This is a genomic window from Streptomyces sp. NPDC017225, from assembly GCF_044331465.1.
Taxonomy (GTDB): Bacteria; Actinomycetota; Actinomycetes; order Streptomycetales; family Streptomycetaceae; genus Streptomyces.
On the sequence record NZ_JBIRNE010000005.1, the window covers coordinates 1 to 17,122 of the forward strand.

Below are 17,122 nucleotides of genomic sequence, written 5' to 3' on the forward strand. Positions count from 1 at the left end.
GCCCGGTTACATTTCGAACCCGGAAGCTAAGCCTTACAGCGCCGATGGTACTGCAGGGGGGACCCTGTGGGAGAGTAGGACGCCGCCGAACAATCATTGCGAGGAAACCCCGCACCGGGAACGGTGCGGGGTTTTCTGCGTTTAGGGTCGCGTTTACTGTCTTCGTATGCGCTACGACCTGGTTATCTTCGACAACGACGGCGTGCTCGTCGACAGCGAGCCGATCTCGAATCGGCTGCTGGCCGGCTACCTGACCGAGCTGGGGCACCCCACGTCGTACGACGACTCCCTGCGGGACTACATGGGTGCCGCGATGCACCGGGTTCATGACCTCGTCCTGGAGCGGACGGGGCGGCGACTGCCCGAGGACTTCGACGACATCTTCCACGGGCGGGTGTTCGCCGCCTTCGAGCGGGACCTGGAGCCGGTGCCCGGGGCGGTCGGCGTGCTCGAGAAGCTCGCTGGGGACGGGGTGCCGTACTGCGTGGCCTCGTCCGGGAGTCACGAGCGGATCCGGGTGGGACACCGGAAGACCGGGCTGGACCGGTGGTTCGACGACGAGCGGATCTTCAGTTCCCAGGACGTGGGGCGAGGAAAGCCCGCACCGGACCTCTTCCTGTACGCGGCCGAGCGGATGGGCGTCGCTCCGGAGCGATGCGCCGTGATCGAGGACAGCCCGCTGGGGGTACGGGCTGCTGTCGCGGCCGGGATGGACGTGTACGGGTTCACCGCGATGACACCGGCCGCGAAGCTCGGCGGGGCCACCCGGCTCTTCGGTGACATGGGGGAGCTGGCCGACCTGCTGGGGCACGTCACGCCGCGAAGCTGAGCGGAATTCATCTTTGGCCGGATCTACCCAGGGGTAGGCCGGAGCCCTACGCTCGCCGCCATGACTGATGTGCTGCGGCGCGGCAGGGTCTCGTTGGCGTTCGGCTTCTTCGCCCAGGGCGTCGCCTTCGCTCTGCTGGTGACGCGCATCCCGGCCATCCAGGACCGGTACGGCGTCTCCGACGCGCTGCTCCCCGTCTTTCTGGCGGCCGTCCCGATCCTGGCCGGCGTCGGGAGTGTGGCGACCGGGCGTCTGGTCCGGCGAGTGCGGCCGAGCCGGCTGCTGCGCTGGTCCCAGCCCGTGGTGCTCCTGGCGCTGCTCGGAGCCGGGTCGGGAGACCGGGTGGCGGTGCTGGCCGTCGCACTCGCCGCCTTCGGGCTCGCCGTGGGCGCGCTGGACGCGTCGATGAACATGCTCGGCGTGAGCCTGCAGCGGTCGTACGGGCGCAGCATCATGCTGGGGTTTCACGCCGCGTACAGCCTGGGCGGGATTCTGGGGGCCTCGCTGGCGTGGGTGGGGGCGCACTGGGACCTGGCGCTGTGGGTGTCGTATCTGCCCGTCGTGGTGGCGCTGTTGCCGGCGGCTCTGGTGGGGAGCCGGTGGTATGTCGACGGGGACGGTGGCGCCGGTGGGGGCAGGGCTGGGGAGCCCCGGAAGGGGGCGGGCGCCGGTATCGGGTTCAAGGTGTTGCTGCCGCTGTGTCTGGTGATGACGTTCGCGTACATCGGGGACTCCACCGTCTCCAACTGGAGCGCGAAGTACCTCCAGGACGTGCTGGGGGGTTCGGAGCAGCTGGCCACCGTGCCGTACAACGTGTACATGGTGACCACGCTGGTGGGGCGGGCCGTCGGGGACCTCGGGGTGCGGCGGTTCGGGGCCGTGGCGGTGGTGCGGGGTGGCGCGGTCGTGGCGGCGGGCGGGTTCGCCGTGGTGGCCGGGGCGCCGGGGGCCTGGATGGGGATGCTCGGGTTCACGTTGGTGGGGCTGGGGCTGTGTGTGCTGGTGCCGCAGACGTTCGCGGCGGCGGGGCGGCTCGCCGCCGAGAGGGACGGCCGTCCCGGGGCGTCCGATGCCGCGGTGGCGCGGCTCAACGTCTTCAACTACGTGGGCTTCCTGATCGGTTCGCCGTTGGTGGGGGCGCTCGGGGATGCCTGGAGCTATCGCGGGGCCATGCTCGTACCGATGGTGTTGGTGCTGGTGACGGTCGTGTACGCCAGGTCGTTCGAGGCCGGAGCCGACCGATACGGTGTCGGGCATGAGCGGCCGCGCACAGCTGATGTGGGACGAGGCAGTAACGGGCTATGACTTCGGTCCGGAGCATCCGATGGATCCGGTCCGGCTCGCCCTGACGCGACGACTGGTCGGTGCCCTCGGGCTCGACAAGGAGATGGACGTCGTCGCGGCGCGGCCGGCCGGGGAGTCGACGCTGCGGCTCGTCCACCGGGAGGACTACATCGGCGCGGTGAAGGCCGCGTCGGCGGATCCGGGGGCGGCGGACGGGTCGTACGGGCTGGGGACGATCGACGACCCGGCGTTCGCGGGGATGCACGAGGTGTCCGCGCTGATCGCCGGGCAGTCGGTCGGGGCGGCGGAGGCGGTGTGGCGGGGAGACGCGCCGCACGCGGTGAACTTCTCGGGCGGGCTGCATCACGCGATGCCGGGCGCGGCTTCGGGATTCTGCGTGTACAACGACGCGGCGCTGGCGATCGCCCGGCTGCTGGAGCTGGGGGCCGAGCGGGTCGCCTACGTGGACGTGGACGTGCACCACGGGGACGGGGTGCAGGCGGCGTTCTGGGAGGACCCGCGGGTACTGACGGTCTCGCTGCACGAGCATCCGGCGACGCTGTTCCCGCAGACCGGATGGCCGGAGGAGACCGGGGCGGACTGCGCGGAGGGGTCGGCGGTGAATGTCGCGCTGCCGGCGGGGACCGGGGACGTGGGGTGGCTGCGGGCGTTCCACGCGGTCGTGCCGGAGGTGCTCGCGGACTTCCGGCCGCAGGTACTGGTGACGCAGCACGGGGCGGACACGCACTTCGAGGACCCGCTCGCGCATCTGGCGGTGTCGCTGGACGCGCAGCGGGCGGTGCAGGTGGCGTGCCATGAGCTGGCGCACGAGTACGCCGGGGGGCGGTGGGTGGCGCTCGGGGGTGGCGGGTACGCCGTGGTGGACGTGGTGCCGCGGTCGTGGACGCATCTGGTGGGGATCGCGGCGGGACGGCCGGTGGAGCCGGAGACGGTGATTCCGGAGGGGTGGCGGCAGGAGGTGTTCGCGCGGACGCGGCAGCTCGGCCCGATGCGGATGACTGACGGGCGGTGGCCGGTGGCCTGGGCGCCGTGGGAGGCGGGGTACGACCCTGCGGATCGGCTGGACCAGGCGGTGGTGGCGGCTCGGCGGGCGGTGTTTCCGTTGCGGGGGCTTCTGGCTTGACGGTTCCTTCGGCGGCTTGCGGCGCCGGGGCAGCCTGGTGCCCCTCCCCAGCTGCGGGCAGTCGTGCGCGGCGCGGCGGGGTGTTACGCCGGTTGTGGGTAAGTTCTCGCGTTCCTCGCTCTGGCGGGAGGGGGACGCGGGAGCATCGGGGGTGTGCTGACCTCTGGGGCTCTGCGGGCCCATCTTCTGGACGTTCGTCTCGCCGGGGTCGTGGCGACTTCCCGGGAGGTGAGCCTGCGGAGCTACCGGCTGTTCGCCGCCCGGGACCCGCGGGTGCTGCTCGGGATCGACCCGGAGGGGGAGTGGGGGCAGCGGGAACTGCTCGGGCTGATGGCCGAGAGGTGCGGGGTCTCGGCCGATCCGGACGACACTTCGGGCCAGGACGTCATCGACCCGGAGAGGACGCTGGCCGCCCTGGACGCCTTCGCCGGTCGGCTCGCCGCGGTAGCTCAGCGTCGCGGGCCGGTGCTCCTCGGCACCGGGCATCCGCACCGACTGCTCGGTTTCTACGCCGCCTTGGCCGAGGCGCTGTCGGCGGCGGGATGTGCTGTCATCACCCCGGCGCAGGGTCACCGTGTCGACATAACGACCCGGTTCGGTCTACGTACGTACAACCTCGACTACGTCCGGGGAGTCGCGTTGGTGCGGGAACCCGGCGCCGGGTGCGCCGGTGGTGAGCCCGGCGCGCACACGCATTCGCCGCTCCCGGTTCGAACCGCGCTGGCCGCCGCCGCCGAGGCCGGCGGGCCGCTTCCCGAGCTGGTGATCGGGGACCACGGCTGGGTCTGCGGAGCAGGTCAGCTGGGGTTCGAGGCCATCGGACCGGCCGATACGGACGATCCCGCGCTCTTCGTCGGGGAGGCGGAGGGGTGCGTGTCCGTCGTCGTTCCACTTGATGACGCTGTGCGGTCCGAGTACTACCGGCCGCTCACCCGCTACGTACTCAATCGGGCGTGTCTGTCACGGTAGGGAAGCGATGGGTGCACCTCTTCCCCATTCGCATCACCCGCCCCTACATTGGGGAGTGAGCACGCAGCGACGAAGAGTCACCGGAAGGGGAAGCCGGTGCCCGTCGAGTGCGGAAGGTTCAGGTGTGTCATGGCTGCAGCTGGCGAGAGGCCTCTGAACGAGGTTCAGTTCCTAACCGTGGCGGAAGTCGCCTCGGTGATGCGTGTGTCCAAGATGACCGTGTACCGGTTGGTGCACAGCGGTCATCTGCCCGCGATCCGGGTGGGACGGTCGTTCCGCGTCCCGGAGCAAGCGGTTCACGAGTACCTCCGCGAGAGCTATGTGGGGGTGGAAACGGCCTGACGACCTCGATTACGAGCTCAGCGCTCGGGCGGGTTAGGCTGGCCCCTCGTAGGTCGTGTGGGCCCATGGCGCCCAGCAACCGAGTGATGAGAAGTGAGCGAGGGTAGTCGTGGGCTCTGTTATCAAGAAGCGGCGCAAGCGGATGGCCAAGAAGAAGCACCGCAAGCTGCTGAAGCGCACGCGCGTTCAGCGTCGTAACAAGAAGTAGGCGACGCTGCTCCGTCAGTGTGTCCTGTGGCCCCCCACCGCATCCGGTGGGGGGCCACAGTCGTGTCGGCGTCGCGGGCGCGCGGCACGACCGCGAATTCCCGTCACTTGCTGCATCCGGCGGTCATCACAGCGCAACACCGACCGGCTAAGTTGGCCCGCAGGCGGGGAACGCGGCAGGGTACGCAGTAGGGCGGAAGGAAGGCGCTGATCTTGGGCAAGGTCGTGCTCGTGACCGGAGTGGCCCGTCAGCTGGGGGGCCGGTTCGTACGGCGTATCCAGCGTGACCCCGACGTGGACCGGGTCGTCGGCGTGGACGCCGTCGCGCCGGAGCACCATCTGGGCGGTGCCGACTTCGTCCAGGCGGACATCCGGCAGTCGGCCATCGGGCGGGTGCTCGCGGAGACGGGCGCCGACACGGTCGTCCACATGGACGTCACGGGCACGCCGCTGGGCAGTGGCAGCCGGACGTCGGTCAAGGAGACCAATGTCATCGGCACGATGCAGTTGCTCGGTGCCTGTCAGAAGTCGCCGACCGTGCGGCGGCTCGTGGTGAAGTCCAGTACGAACGTCTACGGGTCCGCGCCGCGCGACCCGGCCGTCTGCACCGAGACGACGGCGCCCAAGTCGCTGCCGAGCGGTGGCTTCGCCAAGGACGCGGTGGAGGTCGAGGGGTATGTACGGGGCTTCGCCCGCCGTCGGCCCGACGTCGCGGTGACCGTGCTGCGGTTCGCCAACATCCTGGGCCCCGGGGCGGAGACTCCGCTGGCCTCGTACTTCGGGCTGCCGGTGCTGCCGACGGTGTTCGGCTACGACCCGCGGCTGCAGTTCGTGCACGAGGACGACGTGATCGAGGTGCTGCGTCTCTCCTCGCACGAGCCGCGGCGGTCCACGCTGAACAGCGGCACCTTCAACATCGCCGGCGACGGTGTCCTGCTGCTCTCCCAGTGCTCGCGCCGGCTGGGCCGCCCCACGGTGCCGTTGCTGCTGCCCGCGGTCACCTGGGCGGGCTCGCTCGTGCGTACGCTGGGTATGACGGACTTCTCCCCCGAGCAGATCCGGCTGCTCACCCACGGGCGGGTGGTGGACACCACGCAGATGCGCGAGACCCTGGGTTTCCGGCCGAAGCACACGACGGCCCAGGCGTTCACCGACTTCGCGCGCGGCCGCGGTGCCGGACTGCTGCCGCCCGAGGCCCTCGCGGGGGCCGTCGACCGGATCGCGGAGCTGTCCCTGCGGGGCAGTGGCCACCTCCCGACGCAGAGCGCCAACTGAGGAGCGCATCAACGATGGCGGACGCCAAGGTCATTCCGTTCGACGACGACCGGTCGCGGGGGAGCGGCGGGAGTGGTGGGAGCGGCGCGAGTGGTGGGAAGGCGGCGCAGCGCTCCGCGCGGCGCCGTGGCGGAGTCAGCCGGCGGGGAGGCGCGGCGGAGTCCGTGCCGGTACGCGAGGTGCGGCCCCTGCCCGTGCGCGGAGCCGCGCCGGACGACGGTCCCGTGGCGTCCGAGTCGTCGCCGGGGTCGGAGCCGGAGCCCCGGTCCCGGGAGGAGGACGGCGGCCTGGAGCGGCGTATCGCGGGCGGTCTGGCCTTCCTGCGCCGCCGCCTCACCGGTGACTACGAGGTCGACGACTTCGGCTACGACGCCGAGCTCACCGACCAGGTGCTGATGTCCATGCTGCGCCCGGTGTACGAGAAGTACTTCCGGGTCGAGGTGAAGGGCGTGGAGAACATCCCGGCCGAGGGCGGTGCGCTGATCGTCGCCAACCACTCCGGGACGCTGCCGCTGGACGGGCTGATGATGCAGGTCGCGGTGCACGACCACCATCCGGCCGACCGGCATCTGCGGCTGCTGGCGGCGGACCTGGTGTTCGTGCTGCCGGTGGTCAACGAGCTGGCCCGCAAGCTGGGCCACACGCTGGCCTGCGCGGAGGACGCCGAACGGCTGCTCGGTCAGGGCGAGCTGGTCGGGGTGATGCCGGAGGGCTTCAAGGGCGTCGGCAAGCCGTTCAGCGAGCGTTACAAGCTTCAGCGCTTCGGGCGCGGCGGCTTCGTGTCCACGGCGCTGCGGCAGGGGGCGCCGATCATTCCGTGCTCGATCGTCGGCGCGGAGGAGATCTACCCGATGATCGGCAACGCCAAGACGGTGGCGCGGCTGCTGGGTTTCCCGTACTTCCCGCTGACGCCGACCTTTCCGTGGCTGGGGCCGCTGGGGGCGGTGCCGTTGCCGACGAAGTGGACGATCCAGTTCGGTGAGCCGATCCCGACGGACGGCTACTCGCCGGAGGCGGCGGAGGATCCGATGCTGATGTTCAACCTGACCGACCAGGTGCGGGAGCAGATCCAGCACACGCTCTACAAGCTGCTCGTGCAGCGGCGGTCGGTGTTCTTCTGACGGCGGTGTTCTCCTGACGTACGGCGGTGCGGCGGTGGGGCACCCCACCGCCGCACATCGGCTCAGTCCGCGTCGTCCGCCTCGATGCCCAGGCCGGGGAGGAGACCCGGGAGGAGGGGCGGGAGGGTGATGTCCGGTTCGACGGGCGGGGTGTTGTCGCCCGTCGGCGGGGAGGCGGTGCCGGTGTCCTTCGGCGGGTCGAGCAGGCCGCCCGTGCCGCCGCCGAGCAGGCCGTCGTTCTCGCGGCTGGAGTCGGTCGACTCGCTGGGCCTGCCGCTGTCCGTGCGCCCGCGCTCGGAGGTACCGCCGTCGCTGGTACTGGGGGCCGACGACGAGTGTCCGGAGCCGGGGGTGCCGGTGGTCGCGGACTCGGAGTCGTCCTGCGGGCCGCCGTCTCCGCTGTCGTCGTCCTGGGCGGGTGGCTGCGGCAGCATGGACTGCAGCGGGGCCACGTCGTCCTCTATGGCGTCGAAGACCGACGACACCTGTTCGCTGACGTCGCCGAGCTGGACGGGCAGTCGCTCGCGCAGTGCTCCCCAGGTCTCCTTGTGGGAGCGGGAGAAGGCGGAGAGGGCCCGCATGGGCGCGAGCGAGTCGGGGTCCCGGGCGTAGGCCGCGCTGAGCAGGCGGTGGCCCTCGGACGCGTCGTGCTCCATGCCCGACAGCGCGCGGCGGACCTCGCCGAGGGACTCGTGGTCGAGGGGGCCGCTGCGACCGCGTTCCATCAGCCGGCGCGCCTCGCTCAGCCGGGTGGACGCCAGGTCCAGATGGGCCCGGCCGCGCTCGTCGTCCCCGTCGGCGAGGCCGAGGCGGAAGTCCTCTATGCCGCGCTTGAGGCCGTAGAGCGAGTCGCCCGGCAGTGCGTCCGAACTGGCGGCGGCTACTCCGCCGAAGGCTCCGGCGGCCACGCTCACGCTCAGTCCGCCCGCGGTGAGGCCCTTGGCCAGCCGTGAACGTGGTCGGAACCGGCTCAGTGGGGCTGCCCGGTGGGTGCCGCGCGCCCGGCGCTGTTCAGGTACCGAAGTGTCCGTCGCCCCGTCGCCCGCGGTGCCCTCTTGCAGCATGGCCTCGAACGCGGCCACCAGCTGGGCCCGCTGGACGACCTTGACCTCGGGATCCAGCTGGGGCCGGGGCAGCGTCTCCAGGCCGGTGGCGAGGGTCAACAGACGACCCTGCCCCGTCGGTTCCGCGGTGGCCCCGGCGGCTGCCGGTCCTCCGGACTGCTCGGCCGCCGCCGCGGGATCGGACTGCTCCTCCAGAGCCTGGGCGAAGGCGTTCGCCCGCCGGTGTGCCGATACGTTCGCGATCACTGGCGGCACCTCCTCTCGTCATGACGGTCGACTCCCCAGGGGGTCCTGAGGGTTGCACACCCTGACCGCGATCCCCCGATCGTGTGATCGGAGTCGGCCAGGGAGTGACCACAGGGAGCCTGCATCCCGCACAACGAGCGGCGCGGCACTTGGGTTACGGACGGCGGATGATCGGACCGTGGGCACAACGGACTTTCACCGATGGTGTTTTGGGGGACACGGAAAGTGGTGGCGGGTTGCGGCGCCTCCGGGGCGCCGGGAACTCAGCGCGCGTCTTCCGGGAGCAGCCGGGCGAGGGTGCGCACGGCCCGGTACTGGAGCGTCTTGATGGCGCCCTCGTTCTTGCCCATGACGCGGGCGGTCTCGGCGACCGAGAGGCCCTGGAGGAAGCGCAGGGTCACGCACTCCTGCTGCTGTGGGTTGAGGCGTCGTACGGCGTCCAGCAGGGCGGCGTTGGAGAGTGATTCGAGGACGGAGTCCTCGGGGGACCGCTCGACCTCGTTGGCGTCGAGCATCTCGCCGGTGGTGACCTCCAGCCGGAAGCGGCTGGACTTGAAGTGGTCGGCGACGAGGTTGCGGGCGATGGTCACCAGCCAGGCGCCGAAGTCGCGGCCCTGCCAGGTGAAGGTGCCGATGCGTCGCAGGGCCCGCAGGAAGGTCTCGCTGGTGAGGTCCTCGGCGGTCGCCTTTCCGCCGACGCGGTAGTAGATGTAGCGGTACACGGTGTCGCTGTACTGGTCGTAGAGCCGTCCGAAGGCGTCGGCCTCGCCGGCCTGGGCGCGCTCGACCAGGTCCATCATGCGGGCGCTGTCGCTGTCCGCGGCGGGTCGGCGGTGGGTGGTTGCGGCGGCGGTCCCGGACGAGGACGACCGCGCGCGTCTGCCGACGGCGGCGCTTCCGTCGGCCAGTGCGTAGCACGGTCCGACGGGGGCGGTGGCCGCGGCGAGGGCGGGCAGGGCGTACGCGGTGGGGACGAAGCCGCGCAGCAGGTCTTGGGCTGATTTGACCGTTGCGCGCAGCGTAGCCAGGCCCGAGGCGTCAACCCCGACGTGTGGGTACACGGGACTCCCAGAGGCAGAGCTTCCATCACGTGCAGTACGGAACCATTCACCCGTCGTAGCGAAGGTGGGGTGCCGGAATGCGTCTGAGGAGAATAACGCTTCGTACAGGTGCTGCTACGCCCAGTTGCTCAAATCATCGATTACGTCGCTTCTGTGCCCGATTGACGCCCGATCAGATGCGACAGGGTGATCGATTGATGACCGGAATGGTTCGGGTTCCTTGTGGCTACAGAGCGTGTTGTGGTCAATGTGGGAAAAGGGGACTGGAGGCAACGCCCCCGGGGTACGTCGCATGGATGGGCCGGGCTGCCGGGAACGTCAGCGGCGGCGGCGGTGCAGCGCGATGGCCGCCGCGGTGCCGCCGGCCACGGCGCCGACGCCCGCGGCCGCCGGGATGCCGACTTTGGCCGCCTTGCGGCCCGTGCGGTAGTCGCGCAGGCGCCACTCCAGCTCCCGGGCGTGCTTGCGCAGCTTGGAGTCCGGGTTGATCGCGTACGGGTGGCCGACCAGCGACAGCATCGGGATGTCGTTGTGGGAGTCGCTGTAGGCGGCGCAGCGGGACAGGTCCAGGCTCTCCGCCGTCGCCAGCGCCCGGACCGCCTCGGCCTTCGCGGGGCCGTGCAGCGGTTCGCCGACCAGCTTGCCCGTGTAGACGCCGCCGATCGACTCGGCCACCGTGCCCAGCGCGCCGGTCAGGCCCAGGCGGCGGGCGATCACCTGGGCGATCTCCACCGGGGCCGCCGTGACGAGCCATACCTTCTGCCCGGCGTCCAGGTGTGCCTGGGCGAGGGCGCGGGTGCCGGGCCAGATCCGCTCGGCCATGTACTCGTCGTAGATCTCCTCGCCGATCGACCGCAGCTCGGAGACGCGGTGGCCCTTGACGATGGACAGCGCGGAGTCGCGGGCGTCCTGCATGTGCTCGGGGTCCTCGAGCCCGGCGAGCCGGAAGTACGCCTGCTGCCAGGCGAACCGGGCGAGGTCGCGGGTCTCGAAGAACTTGCGCTTGTACAGGCCCCGGCCGAAGTGGAAGATCGCGGCGCCCTGCATCACGGTGTTGTCGAGGTCGAAGAAGGCGGCTGCCCTGTCGTCGCCGTGGACCGGGAACTCCGCTTCCGAGCCGGCGGCGGGGGCTGTGCCCTCCGCGAGCTCGGCGAGCTCCGCGGACTGGGCGGATTTGCGGGCTGCCTCCGCCGACGCCTCGCCTGCCAACACGCTCCGCGCCGTGGCGGAGCGCCTACGGGGAGTGAGCCATCGAAGAGCGGCCATGCCCGTGAGCATAGCCAGTTTGTTCGGAGGCTTCGGAGACGAGAGGTTCGGAGGCTGTGAACTCCGGGCGACCGTGTCGCCACGGGGCTCGGCCAAGGGCTCGTCGAGGGGCTCGGCGTGGGGTTCTCCGAGGGGCCCGTCGAGGAGCCCCTCGGCGGGCCGGCCCCACGGGCGCGTCGGCGTGCCGGCCCCGCAGGCCGTACGCCGCGACGGCGCCACCGACCCGCCCCCGAGGGGTCGGCTCACGCCGTCGTGCGCGCGAGAATGGCCGGCATGAGTCCCCTCTTCCGTCGAAAGCCCTCGCCGACCGCGGGGGCCCCGCGGCCCGCTCGGTCCTCCGAACCCTGTGAGCCCTCTGAGTACTCCGAGAACCATCTCGTCACCCTCATCCGCAAACCCGGCTGCCACCTGTGTGATGACGCACAGCTCGTCGTCGAGAAGGTGTGTGCCGATCTCGGTGTCCCCTGGGAGGGGAAGGACATCACCGAGGACCGCCAACTCCACGACGAGTACTGGGAGCAGATCCCGGTCGTCCTCGTCGACGGCAGGCAGCACACCTTCTGGCGTGTGAACGAGGAACGCCTGCGCAAGGCACTGACCGACGAGTCCAAGTAGTCCGGATGGTCGCTTAGGATCGATGGTGACTTGGTCTCGGGGGCGTTGATCGTGAGGAGTGTGTGCGGCTTTGCCCCCGATGGGAGAGGAATGCGGGCGCGCGTGCGCCGGTTCCCGGTCCATGCGCCGGGAGTGCGTGAGCCCGGTCACGTTGGCCGGGCAAATCGGACACCATCTTTGTGCACGCGTTCACAAAGACATAGCCTGCATTCGACGGGGCGGTCATGTAGGGACGTATGACCGCCTACAGCCCCGCTCTACCCGCAGGAGCACCGTGGCAACTGGCCGAACACACCGACCGGCGACCCGCAGCCGAGGGATTCCCGAGGCCACCGTCGCCAGGCTTCCGCTGTACCTCCGCGCCCTCACCGCGCTCTCCGAGCGCTCGGTGCCCACGGTCTCCTCCGAGGAGCTGGCGGCCGCGGCGGGAGTCAACTCCGCGAAGCTGCGCAAGGACTTCTCCTACCTCGGCTCCTACGGGACCCGGGGCGTCGGCTACGACGTCGAGTATCTCGTGTACCAGATCTCCCGCGAGCTGGGGCTCACCCAGGACTGGCCGGTAGTGATCGTCGGTATCGGTAACCTCGGTGCCGCGCTCGCCAACTACGGCGGGTTCGCCTCGCGCGGTTTCCGGGTCGCGGCCCTCATCGACGCCGATCCGGGAATGGCCGGAAAGCCCGTCGCCGGCATCCCGGTGCAGCACACCGACGAGCTGGAGAAGATCATCCAGGACGACGGTGTCTCGATCGGTGTGATCGCGACCCCCGCCGGTGCCGCCCAGCAGGTCTGCGACCGGCTCGTGGCCGCCGGTGTCACCTCCATCCTGAACTTCGCGCCGACCGTGCTGAACGTCCCCGAGGGCGTCGACGTGCGCAAGGTCGACCTCTCCATCGAGCTGCAGATCCTCGCCTTCCACGAGCAGCGCAAAGCGGGCGAGGAGGCCGCGGCCGACACCGTCGCGCCGCCCGCCGTCGCCCGCAAGCAGCCGCACTCCGGCTCCTCCGCCCGCTCTGCCGGCTCCACCGGCTCCGTCGACAAGGGACCCGACGGGGACGTACCCGCCGTGATGCCGGCATGAGCCTCCTCGTTGTCGGACTGAGCCACCGCAGCGCCCCCGTCAGTGTCCTGGAGCGGGCCTCACTGAGTGCGGAGGCGCAGCTCAAGCTGTTGCAGGACACGGTCGCCGCCGAACCGGCCACCGAGGCCGCGGTGCTGGCCACCTGCAACCGCATCGAGCTGTACGCCGACGTGGACAAGTTCCACGCCGGTGTCGCCGAGCTGTCCACGCTGCTCGCCCAGCACAGCGGGGTCGGCCTGGAGGAGCTCACTCCTTATCTTTATGTGCACTACGAGGACCGGGCCGTCCACCACCTCTTCTCGGTGGCCTGCGGGCTCGACTCGATGGTGGTGGGCGAGGGTCAGATCCTCGGCCAGATAAAGGACTCCCTGGCCCGGGCGCAGGACCTGCACACCGCCGGGCGGCTCCTGAACGACCTGTTCCAGCAGGCGCTCCGCGTCGGCAAGCGGGCCCACTCCGAGACCGGTATCGACCGCGCCGGGCAGTCCCTGGTCACCTTCGGCCTGGAGCAGCTGTCCGCCGGGGCCGACGTCCAGCAGTGGGCGCGGGGCAAGAAGGCCCTGGTCATCGGCGCCGGCTCGATGTCCTCGCTGGCCGCCGCCACGCTGGCGCGCGCCGGGGTCGCCGAGATCGTCGTCGCCAACCGCACCTTCGAGCGTGCCGAGCGGCTCGCGCTCCTGCTCGAAGAGCAATACGGACGACGTCTGACCGAGGGCGACGACACGGACGTGCTGGCCCGCGCGGTACCGATGGACTCGGTGCCGCTCGAGCTGACACGTGCCGACGTGGCCGTCTCCTGCACGGGTGCCACCGGACTGGTCCTCACCGCCGACGCCGTGGCCGCCGCGGTGCAGGGGCGCCCCGGTGCTCCCGCCGCGGAGCCGGGCGCCGGGCCGGACGCGGGGCCGGACGCCGGGCGTCCCACCGTGGACGCCGCCGGTCCCACCGCCGTACGGGAGGGCGACGAAACGCCGCTGCCGAGCGCCGGTACCGACGAGAACTGCCCGCTGGACCTGTCCTCCGTGCCGTCCGGCTTCTCCGTCATGGGGGAGGCCGCGGTGGCCGGCATGGACGCGGCGACGCTGGAGCAGCACGGGGCCTGGGCCGCCGGCGGTGCGACGGTGGACCGGTCGCGCGAGGCCGGGCGGCCGGGTGCCGAGGCGGACGCAGAGCTGATCACCGCGCTCGCCGCGACGGCGACGCGTGTCGGCCGCATTCCCGAGCGCCGCCGGCCCGAGCCGGTCGCCGAGGTGCCGCGCCCGCAGCCCGTGCTCTTCCTCCTCGACCTCGCGATGCCGCGCGACATCGACGCCGCCGTGCACCGGCTGGCCGGTGTCCGCCTGGTGGACATCGAGTCGCTCGCCGACGCCTCGGCCGACGCGCCGATGGCCGCCGACGTCGACATGGTCCGCCGGATCGTCGGCGACGAGGTCGCCGCGTTCGGGGCGGCCCAGCGGGCCGCGCACATCACCCCCACCGTCGTCGCGCTGCGCAGCATGGCCGCCGACGTCGTGGCGGGCGAGATGGCCCGGCTGGAGGGGCGGCTGCCGTCCCTCGACGACAAGCATCGCGCCGAGATCACCCAGACCGTCAAGCGTGTGGTCGACAAGCTGCTGCACGCGCCGACGGTACGGGTCAAGCAGCTCGCCGCCGAGCCCGGCGGTGCCGGGTACGCGGACGCGCTGCGCACCCTGTTCGACCTCGACCCCGAGACGGTGGCCTCCGTCTCCCGCGCCGAGAACAGCACTGAGAAGAACCGAGGGCCGGCATGACTGAGAAGGCACTGAGGCTGGGGACCAGGCGGAGCAAGCTCGCCATGGCCCAGTCCGGGCAGGTGGCGGACGCCGTGAGCCAGGTGACCGGTCGGCCCGTTGAGCTGGTCGAGATCACCACGTACGGCGACGTCTCGCGTGAGCAGCTGGCGCAGATCGGCGGCACGGGCGTGTTCGTGGCCGCGCTGCGCGAGGCACTGCTGCGGGGTGAGGTGGACTTCGCGGTTCACTCGCTCAAGGACCTCCCCACCGCGGAGCACGAGGGACTGGTGGTGGCCGCCGTACCGGAGCGCGAGGACCCGCGGGACGTGGTCGTCGCCCGGGACGCGCGCAAGCTCACCGACCTGCCCCGCGGGGCGCGGATAGGGACGGGTGCGCCGCGGCGCATGGCGCAGCTGAACGCGTACGCCCGTACCCACGGGATGGAGATCGAGACGGTCCCGATCCGGGGCAACGTCGACACCCGCATCGGATACGTCCGCAGCGGTGAGCTCGACGCCGTCGTGCTGGCCGCCGCCGGACTGAACCGGGTGGGCCGCATCGAAGAGGTGACCGACTTCCTGTCGGTCGACACGGTTTTGCCGGCCCCCGGCCAGGGGGCACTGGCGATCGAGTGCACCGCGGACAACGCGGAGCTGATCGCCGCGCTCGCCGAGCTCGACGACCCGTTCACGCGGGTCGCCGTGACGGCCGAGCGGTCACTGCTCGCCGCCCTGGAGGCCGGCTGCAGCGCCCCTGTGGGCGCGCTGGCCGACCTTCTGGCCGACGGGCAGACTGTCAAGGAAATGCGCCTGCGCGGCGTCGTCGGTACCACCGACGGCTCGACGCTGGTGCAGCTGTCCACCACCGGTCCCGTGCCCCAGACGCACGATGCGGCGATGGCACTCGGTCGCGAACTCGCCACCGAGATGCTCGCCCAGGGCGCGGCCGGTCTGATGGGGGAGCGAGCACATTGAGCCCCACCACCCTTCCCACCGGTCCGGAACACGGGCACGTCACCTTCCTGGGTGCCGGACCCGGAGATCCGGGACTGCTGACTCTGCGCGCCGTGGAGGCACTGGCGCACGCGGACGTCCTCGTCGCCGAGCACGAGGTGCTCGACGTCGTACGCACGCACGCGAGGCAGGGCGTGTCGGAAGTGCACACGGATGCCGATCCGTCGGATCCGGGCACAGGCGCGCCCCAGCTGAAGGTAGTTGACGGTGCGTCGACTACCTCGGGCGTCCCCGCCGTGCGGGATGCCGCACATCTTGTCATGGAGGCCGCGCGGGGCGGCAGGCGGGTCGTGCGTGCGGTGACCGGGGACCCCGGGCTCGACACGTACGCCGCCGAGGAGATGCTGGCGTGCGTCGCGGCGGGGGTGCCCTTCGAGGTCGTCCCCGGTATCGCGAACGCCGTCGGTGTGCCCGCGTACGCCGGTGTGCCGCTGCGGGACGCCGAGGGCGCGGACGTGCGGTTCGTGGACGCCCGTACGGCGTCGGACCGCTGCTGGACCGAGGTCGGCGCCTCCGACGGGACGGTCGTCGTGTCGACGACGCTCGACTCGGTGGCCGCGGCCGCCGGTGAGCTGGTGTCGGCGGGCCGCAAGCCGGACACCCCGCTGACGGTGACGATCGCCGGTACGACGACCAGGCAGCGCACCTGGTCCGCCACGCTGGGCACGGTCGCGCAGACGCTGAAGCAGGCGAAGGTGCTGCCGTCCCCGGACGGGGGCCGCCCGGTGATAGCCGTGGTCGGCGAGCGTTCCGCCCCCGCCCGGCGCGACCAGCTGTCGTGGTTCGAGTCCAAGCCGCTGTTCGGCTGGAAGGTGCTCGTGCCGCGTACGAAGGAGCAGGCGGCGTCGCTCTCCGACCAGCTGCGGTCGTACGGCGCCGTGCCGAGCGAGGTCCCGACCATCGCGGTGGAGCCGCCGCGCACGCCCCAGCAGATGGAGCGCGCGGTCAAGGGTCTGGTGACGGGCCGGTACGAGTGGATCGCGTTCACGTCGGTCAACGCGGTGAAGGCGGTCCGGGAGAAGTTCGAGGAGTACGGGCTCGACGCCCGTGCCTTCGCGGGCATCAAGGTCGCCGCGGTCGGCGAGCAGACCGCGAACGCGCTGATCGCCTTCGGCGTGAAGCCGGACCTGGTGCCGAGCGGGGAGCAGTCGGCCGCGGGTCTGCTGGAGGACTGGCCGCCGTACGACCCGGTCTTCGACCCGATCGACCGCGTCTTCCTGCCGCGTGCGGACATCGCCACGGAGACGCTCGTCGCCGGGCTGATCGAGCTGGGCTGGGAGGTCGACGACGTCACCGCCTACCGGACGGTGCGCGCGTCGCCGCCGCCGGCCACGACCCGCGAGGCGATCAAGGGCGGCGGCTTCGACGCGGTGCTCTTCACGTCGTCGTCCACGGTCCGCAACCTGGTCGGCATCGCGGGCAAGCCGCACAACGTGACGGTGATCGCGTGCATCGGCCCCGCGACCGCGAAGACGGCCGAGGAGCACGGCCTGCGCGTCGACGTCATGGCTCCCGAGCCCTCCGTCCACAAGCTGGCGGAGGCCCTGGCCGACTTCGGCCTGCGGCGTCGCGCCGCGGCGGTGGAGGCCGGGGACCCGGTGACGCGGCCGAGCGAGCGGCGGCCGGGGGCGCGGAGGCGTCGGTCGACGACGACCTGAGGTTGACTGTGCGGCGGGCGGGGCGCTCCTTGCGGGGCGCCCCGCCCGCCGTCATCTCTTCGAGGCGTAGGGCAGGAAGCGCGCCCAGGGGGTGAGGGCGAGGCCACCGCGACGCAGTCGGGGCCCTCGTCCGTGCTGTGGCTGCTCTGCCGTTGCCCTGTCTCCGCCCTTTCCGGCGGCCCCGGCGCCGTCATCA

16 protein-coding genes and 1 rRNA gene are annotated in these 17,122 nt (G+C 71.5%); 14 read left to right on the forward strand and 3 right to left on the reverse strand.

The genetic code is table 11. The annotated features are described in order from the left end of the window. The 9 genes from rrf to ACH4NX_RS13465 form a co-directional block, all read left to right on the forward strand. Nucleotides 1-91 (forward strand): 5S ribosomal RNA (gene rrf / locus ACH4NX_RS13425); the annotation flags it as partial. 75 nt (nt 92-166) lie between these two features. Further along, on the forward strand, nt 167-829 hold the full coding sequence (locus ACH4NX_RS13430; RefSeq protein WP_398129693.1) for an HAD family hydrolase: 663 nt from the start codon (nt 167-169) through the stop codon (nt 827-829). A gap of 60 nt (nt 830-889) precedes the next feature. Then, nucleotides 890-2,134: an MFS transporter gene (locus tag ACH4NX_RS13435; RefSeq protein ID WP_351390086.1), complete on the forward strand. Its 1,245-nt coding sequence runs from the start codon at nt 890-892 to the stop codon at nt 2,132-2,134. After that, nucleotides 2,085-3,257, forward strand: coding sequence for an acetoin utilization protein AcuC (locus ACH4NX_RS13440; protein ID WP_398129692.1), 1,173 nt, complete (start codon nt 2,085-2,087; stop codon nt 3,255-3,257). The genes ACH4NX_RS13435 and ACH4NX_RS13440 overlap by 50 nt, the downstream gene beginning before the upstream one ends. Before the next feature lie 153 nt (nt 3,258-3,410). Further along, on the forward strand, nt 3,411-4,226 hold the full coding sequence (locus ACH4NX_RS13445) for a phosphatase (protein WP_351390080.1): 816 nt from the start codon (nt 3,411-3,413) through the stop codon (nt 4,224-4,226). Between the two features lie 129 nt (nt 4,227-4,355). Continuing rightward, nucleotides 4,356-4,568, forward strand: coding sequence for a helix-turn-helix domain-containing protein (locus ACH4NX_RS13450; RefSeq protein WP_004984898.1), 213 nt, complete (start codon nt 4,356-4,358; stop codon nt 4,566-4,568). Nucleotides 4,569-4,677: 109 nt separating this feature from the next. Then, the gene (locus ACH4NX_RS13455; RefSeq protein WP_003948845.1) at nt 4,678-4,776 is read left to right on the forward strand and encodes a 30S ribosomal protein bS22; all 99 of its coding nucleotides are present in this window, start codon (nt 4,678-4,680) and stop codon (nt 4,774-4,776) included. A gap of 212 nt (nt 4,777-4,988) precedes the next feature. Then, a complete protein-coding gene (locus ACH4NX_RS13460; protein ID WP_398129691.1) occupies nt 4,989-6,050 on the forward strand; it encodes an NAD-dependent epimerase/dehydratase family protein in 1,062 nt (353 codons plus the stop codon). 14 nt (nt 6,051-6,064) lie between these two features. Then, entirely contained in the window at nt 6,065-7,171 is a 1,107-nt protein-coding gene (locus tag ACH4NX_RS13465; protein ID WP_398129690.1) for a lysophospholipid acyltransferase family protein, read from the forward strand. 62 nt (nt 7,172-7,233) lie between these two features. Here ACH4NX_RS13465 and ACH4NX_RS13470 read toward each other — a convergent pair whose 3' ends face one another. From ACH4NX_RS13470 to ACH4NX_RS13480, 3 genes are all read right to left on the reverse strand, one after another. Next, nucleotides 7,234-8,481 (reverse strand): DUF5667 domain-containing protein, encoded by a 1,248-nt coding sequence (locus tag ACH4NX_RS13470; protein ID WP_351390072.1) that lies wholly within the window; start codon nt 8,479-8,481, stop codon nt 7,234-7,236. Nucleotides 8,482-8,744: 263 nt separating this feature from the next. Beyond that, nucleotides 8,745-9,542, reverse strand: a complete 798-nt coding sequence (locus ACH4NX_RS13475) for an ECF subfamily RNA polymerase sigma factor, BldN family (protein WP_351390069.1) — start codon at nt 9,540-9,542, stop codon at nt 8,745-8,747. Nucleotides 9,543-9,860: 318 nt separating this feature from the next. Then, nucleotides 9,861-10,808: an HAD-IB family hydrolase gene (locus ACH4NX_RS13480; protein WP_351390066.1), complete on the reverse strand. Its 948-nt coding sequence runs from the start codon at nt 10,806-10,808 to the stop codon at nt 9,861-9,863. A gap of 273 nt (nt 10,809-11,081) precedes the next feature. On the opposite strand from ACH4NX_RS13480, the gene ACH4NX_RS13485 reads away from it, so the two are divergent. The 5 genes from ACH4NX_RS13485 to ACH4NX_RS13505 all read left to right on the forward strand — a co-directional run bounded on the left by ACH4NX_RS13485 (nt 11,082) and on the right by ACH4NX_RS13505 (nt 16,926). After that, nucleotides 11,082-11,423, forward strand: a complete 342-nt coding sequence (locus ACH4NX_RS13485; RefSeq protein WP_398129689.1) for a glutaredoxin family protein — start codon at nt 11,082-11,084, stop codon at nt 11,421-11,423. A 274-nt stretch (nt 11,424-11,697) separates the two neighbouring features. Further along, complete coding sequence (locus ACH4NX_RS13490; RefSeq protein WP_351390061.1) at nt 11,698-12,501, forward strand: redox-sensing transcriptional repressor Rex; 804 nt, start codon at nt 11,698-11,700, stop codon at nt 12,499-12,501. Further along, a complete protein-coding gene (locus ACH4NX_RS13495) occupies nt 12,498-14,273 on the forward strand; it encodes a glutamyl-tRNA reductase (RefSeq protein WP_351390059.1) in 1,776 nt (591 codons plus the stop codon). Before ACH4NX_RS13490 ends, ACH4NX_RS13495 begins: the two co-directional genes overlap by 4 nt. Next, complete coding sequence (gene hemC / locus ACH4NX_RS13500; protein WP_351390057.1) at nt 14,270-15,229, forward strand: hydroxymethylbilane synthase; 960 nt, start codon at nt 14,270-14,272, stop codon at nt 15,227-15,229. Before ACH4NX_RS13495 ends, hemC begins: the two co-directional genes overlap by 4 nt. Next, nucleotides 15,226-16,926 (forward strand): bifunctional uroporphyrinogen-III C-methyltransferase/uroporphyrinogen-III synthase, encoded by a 1,701-nt coding sequence (locus ACH4NX_RS13505; protein ID WP_351390054.1) that lies wholly within the window; start codon nt 15,226-15,228, stop codon nt 16,924-16,926. The genes hemC and ACH4NX_RS13505 overlap by 4 nt, the downstream gene beginning before the upstream one ends. Nucleotides 16,927-17,122: the final 196 nt, after the last annotated feature.

Coding starts and splice junctions, on each gene's coding strand:
- ACH4NX_RS13495 (WP_351390059.1), top strand. CDS start 12,498: ATGAGCCTCCTCGTTGTCGGACTGAGCCACCGCAGCGCCCCCGTCAGT.
- ACH4NX_RS13485 (WP_398129689.1), top strand. CDS start 11,082: ATGAGTCCCCTCTTCCGTCGAAAGCCCTCGCCGACCGCGGGGGCCCCG.
- ACH4NX_RS13480 (WP_351390066.1), bottom strand. CDS start 10,808: ATGGCCGCTCTTCGATGGCTCACTCCCCGTAGGCGCTCCGCCACGGCG.
- hemC (WP_351390057.1), top strand. CDS start 14,270: ATGACTGAGAAGGCACTGAGGCTGGGGACCAGGCGGAGCAAGCTCGCC.
- ACH4NX_RS13435 (WP_351390086.1), top strand. CDS start 890: ATGACTGATGTGCTGCGGCGCGGCAGGGTCTCGTTGGCGTTCGGCTTC.
- ACH4NX_RS13450 (WP_004984898.1), top strand. CDS start 4,356: ATGGCTGCAGCTGGCGAGAGGCCTCTGAACGAGGTTCAGTTCCTAACC.
- ACH4NX_RS13440 (WP_398129692.1), top strand. CDS start 2,085: ATGAGCGGCCGCGCACAGCTGATGTGGGACGAGGCAGTAACGGGCTAT.
- ACH4NX_RS13465 (WP_398129690.1), top strand. CDS start 6,065: ATGGCGGACGCCAAGGTCATTCCGTTCGACGACGACCGGTCGCGGGGG.
- ACH4NX_RS13430 (WP_398129693.1), top strand. CDS start 167: ATGCGCTACGACCTGGTTATCTTCGACAACGACGGCGTGCTCGTCGAC.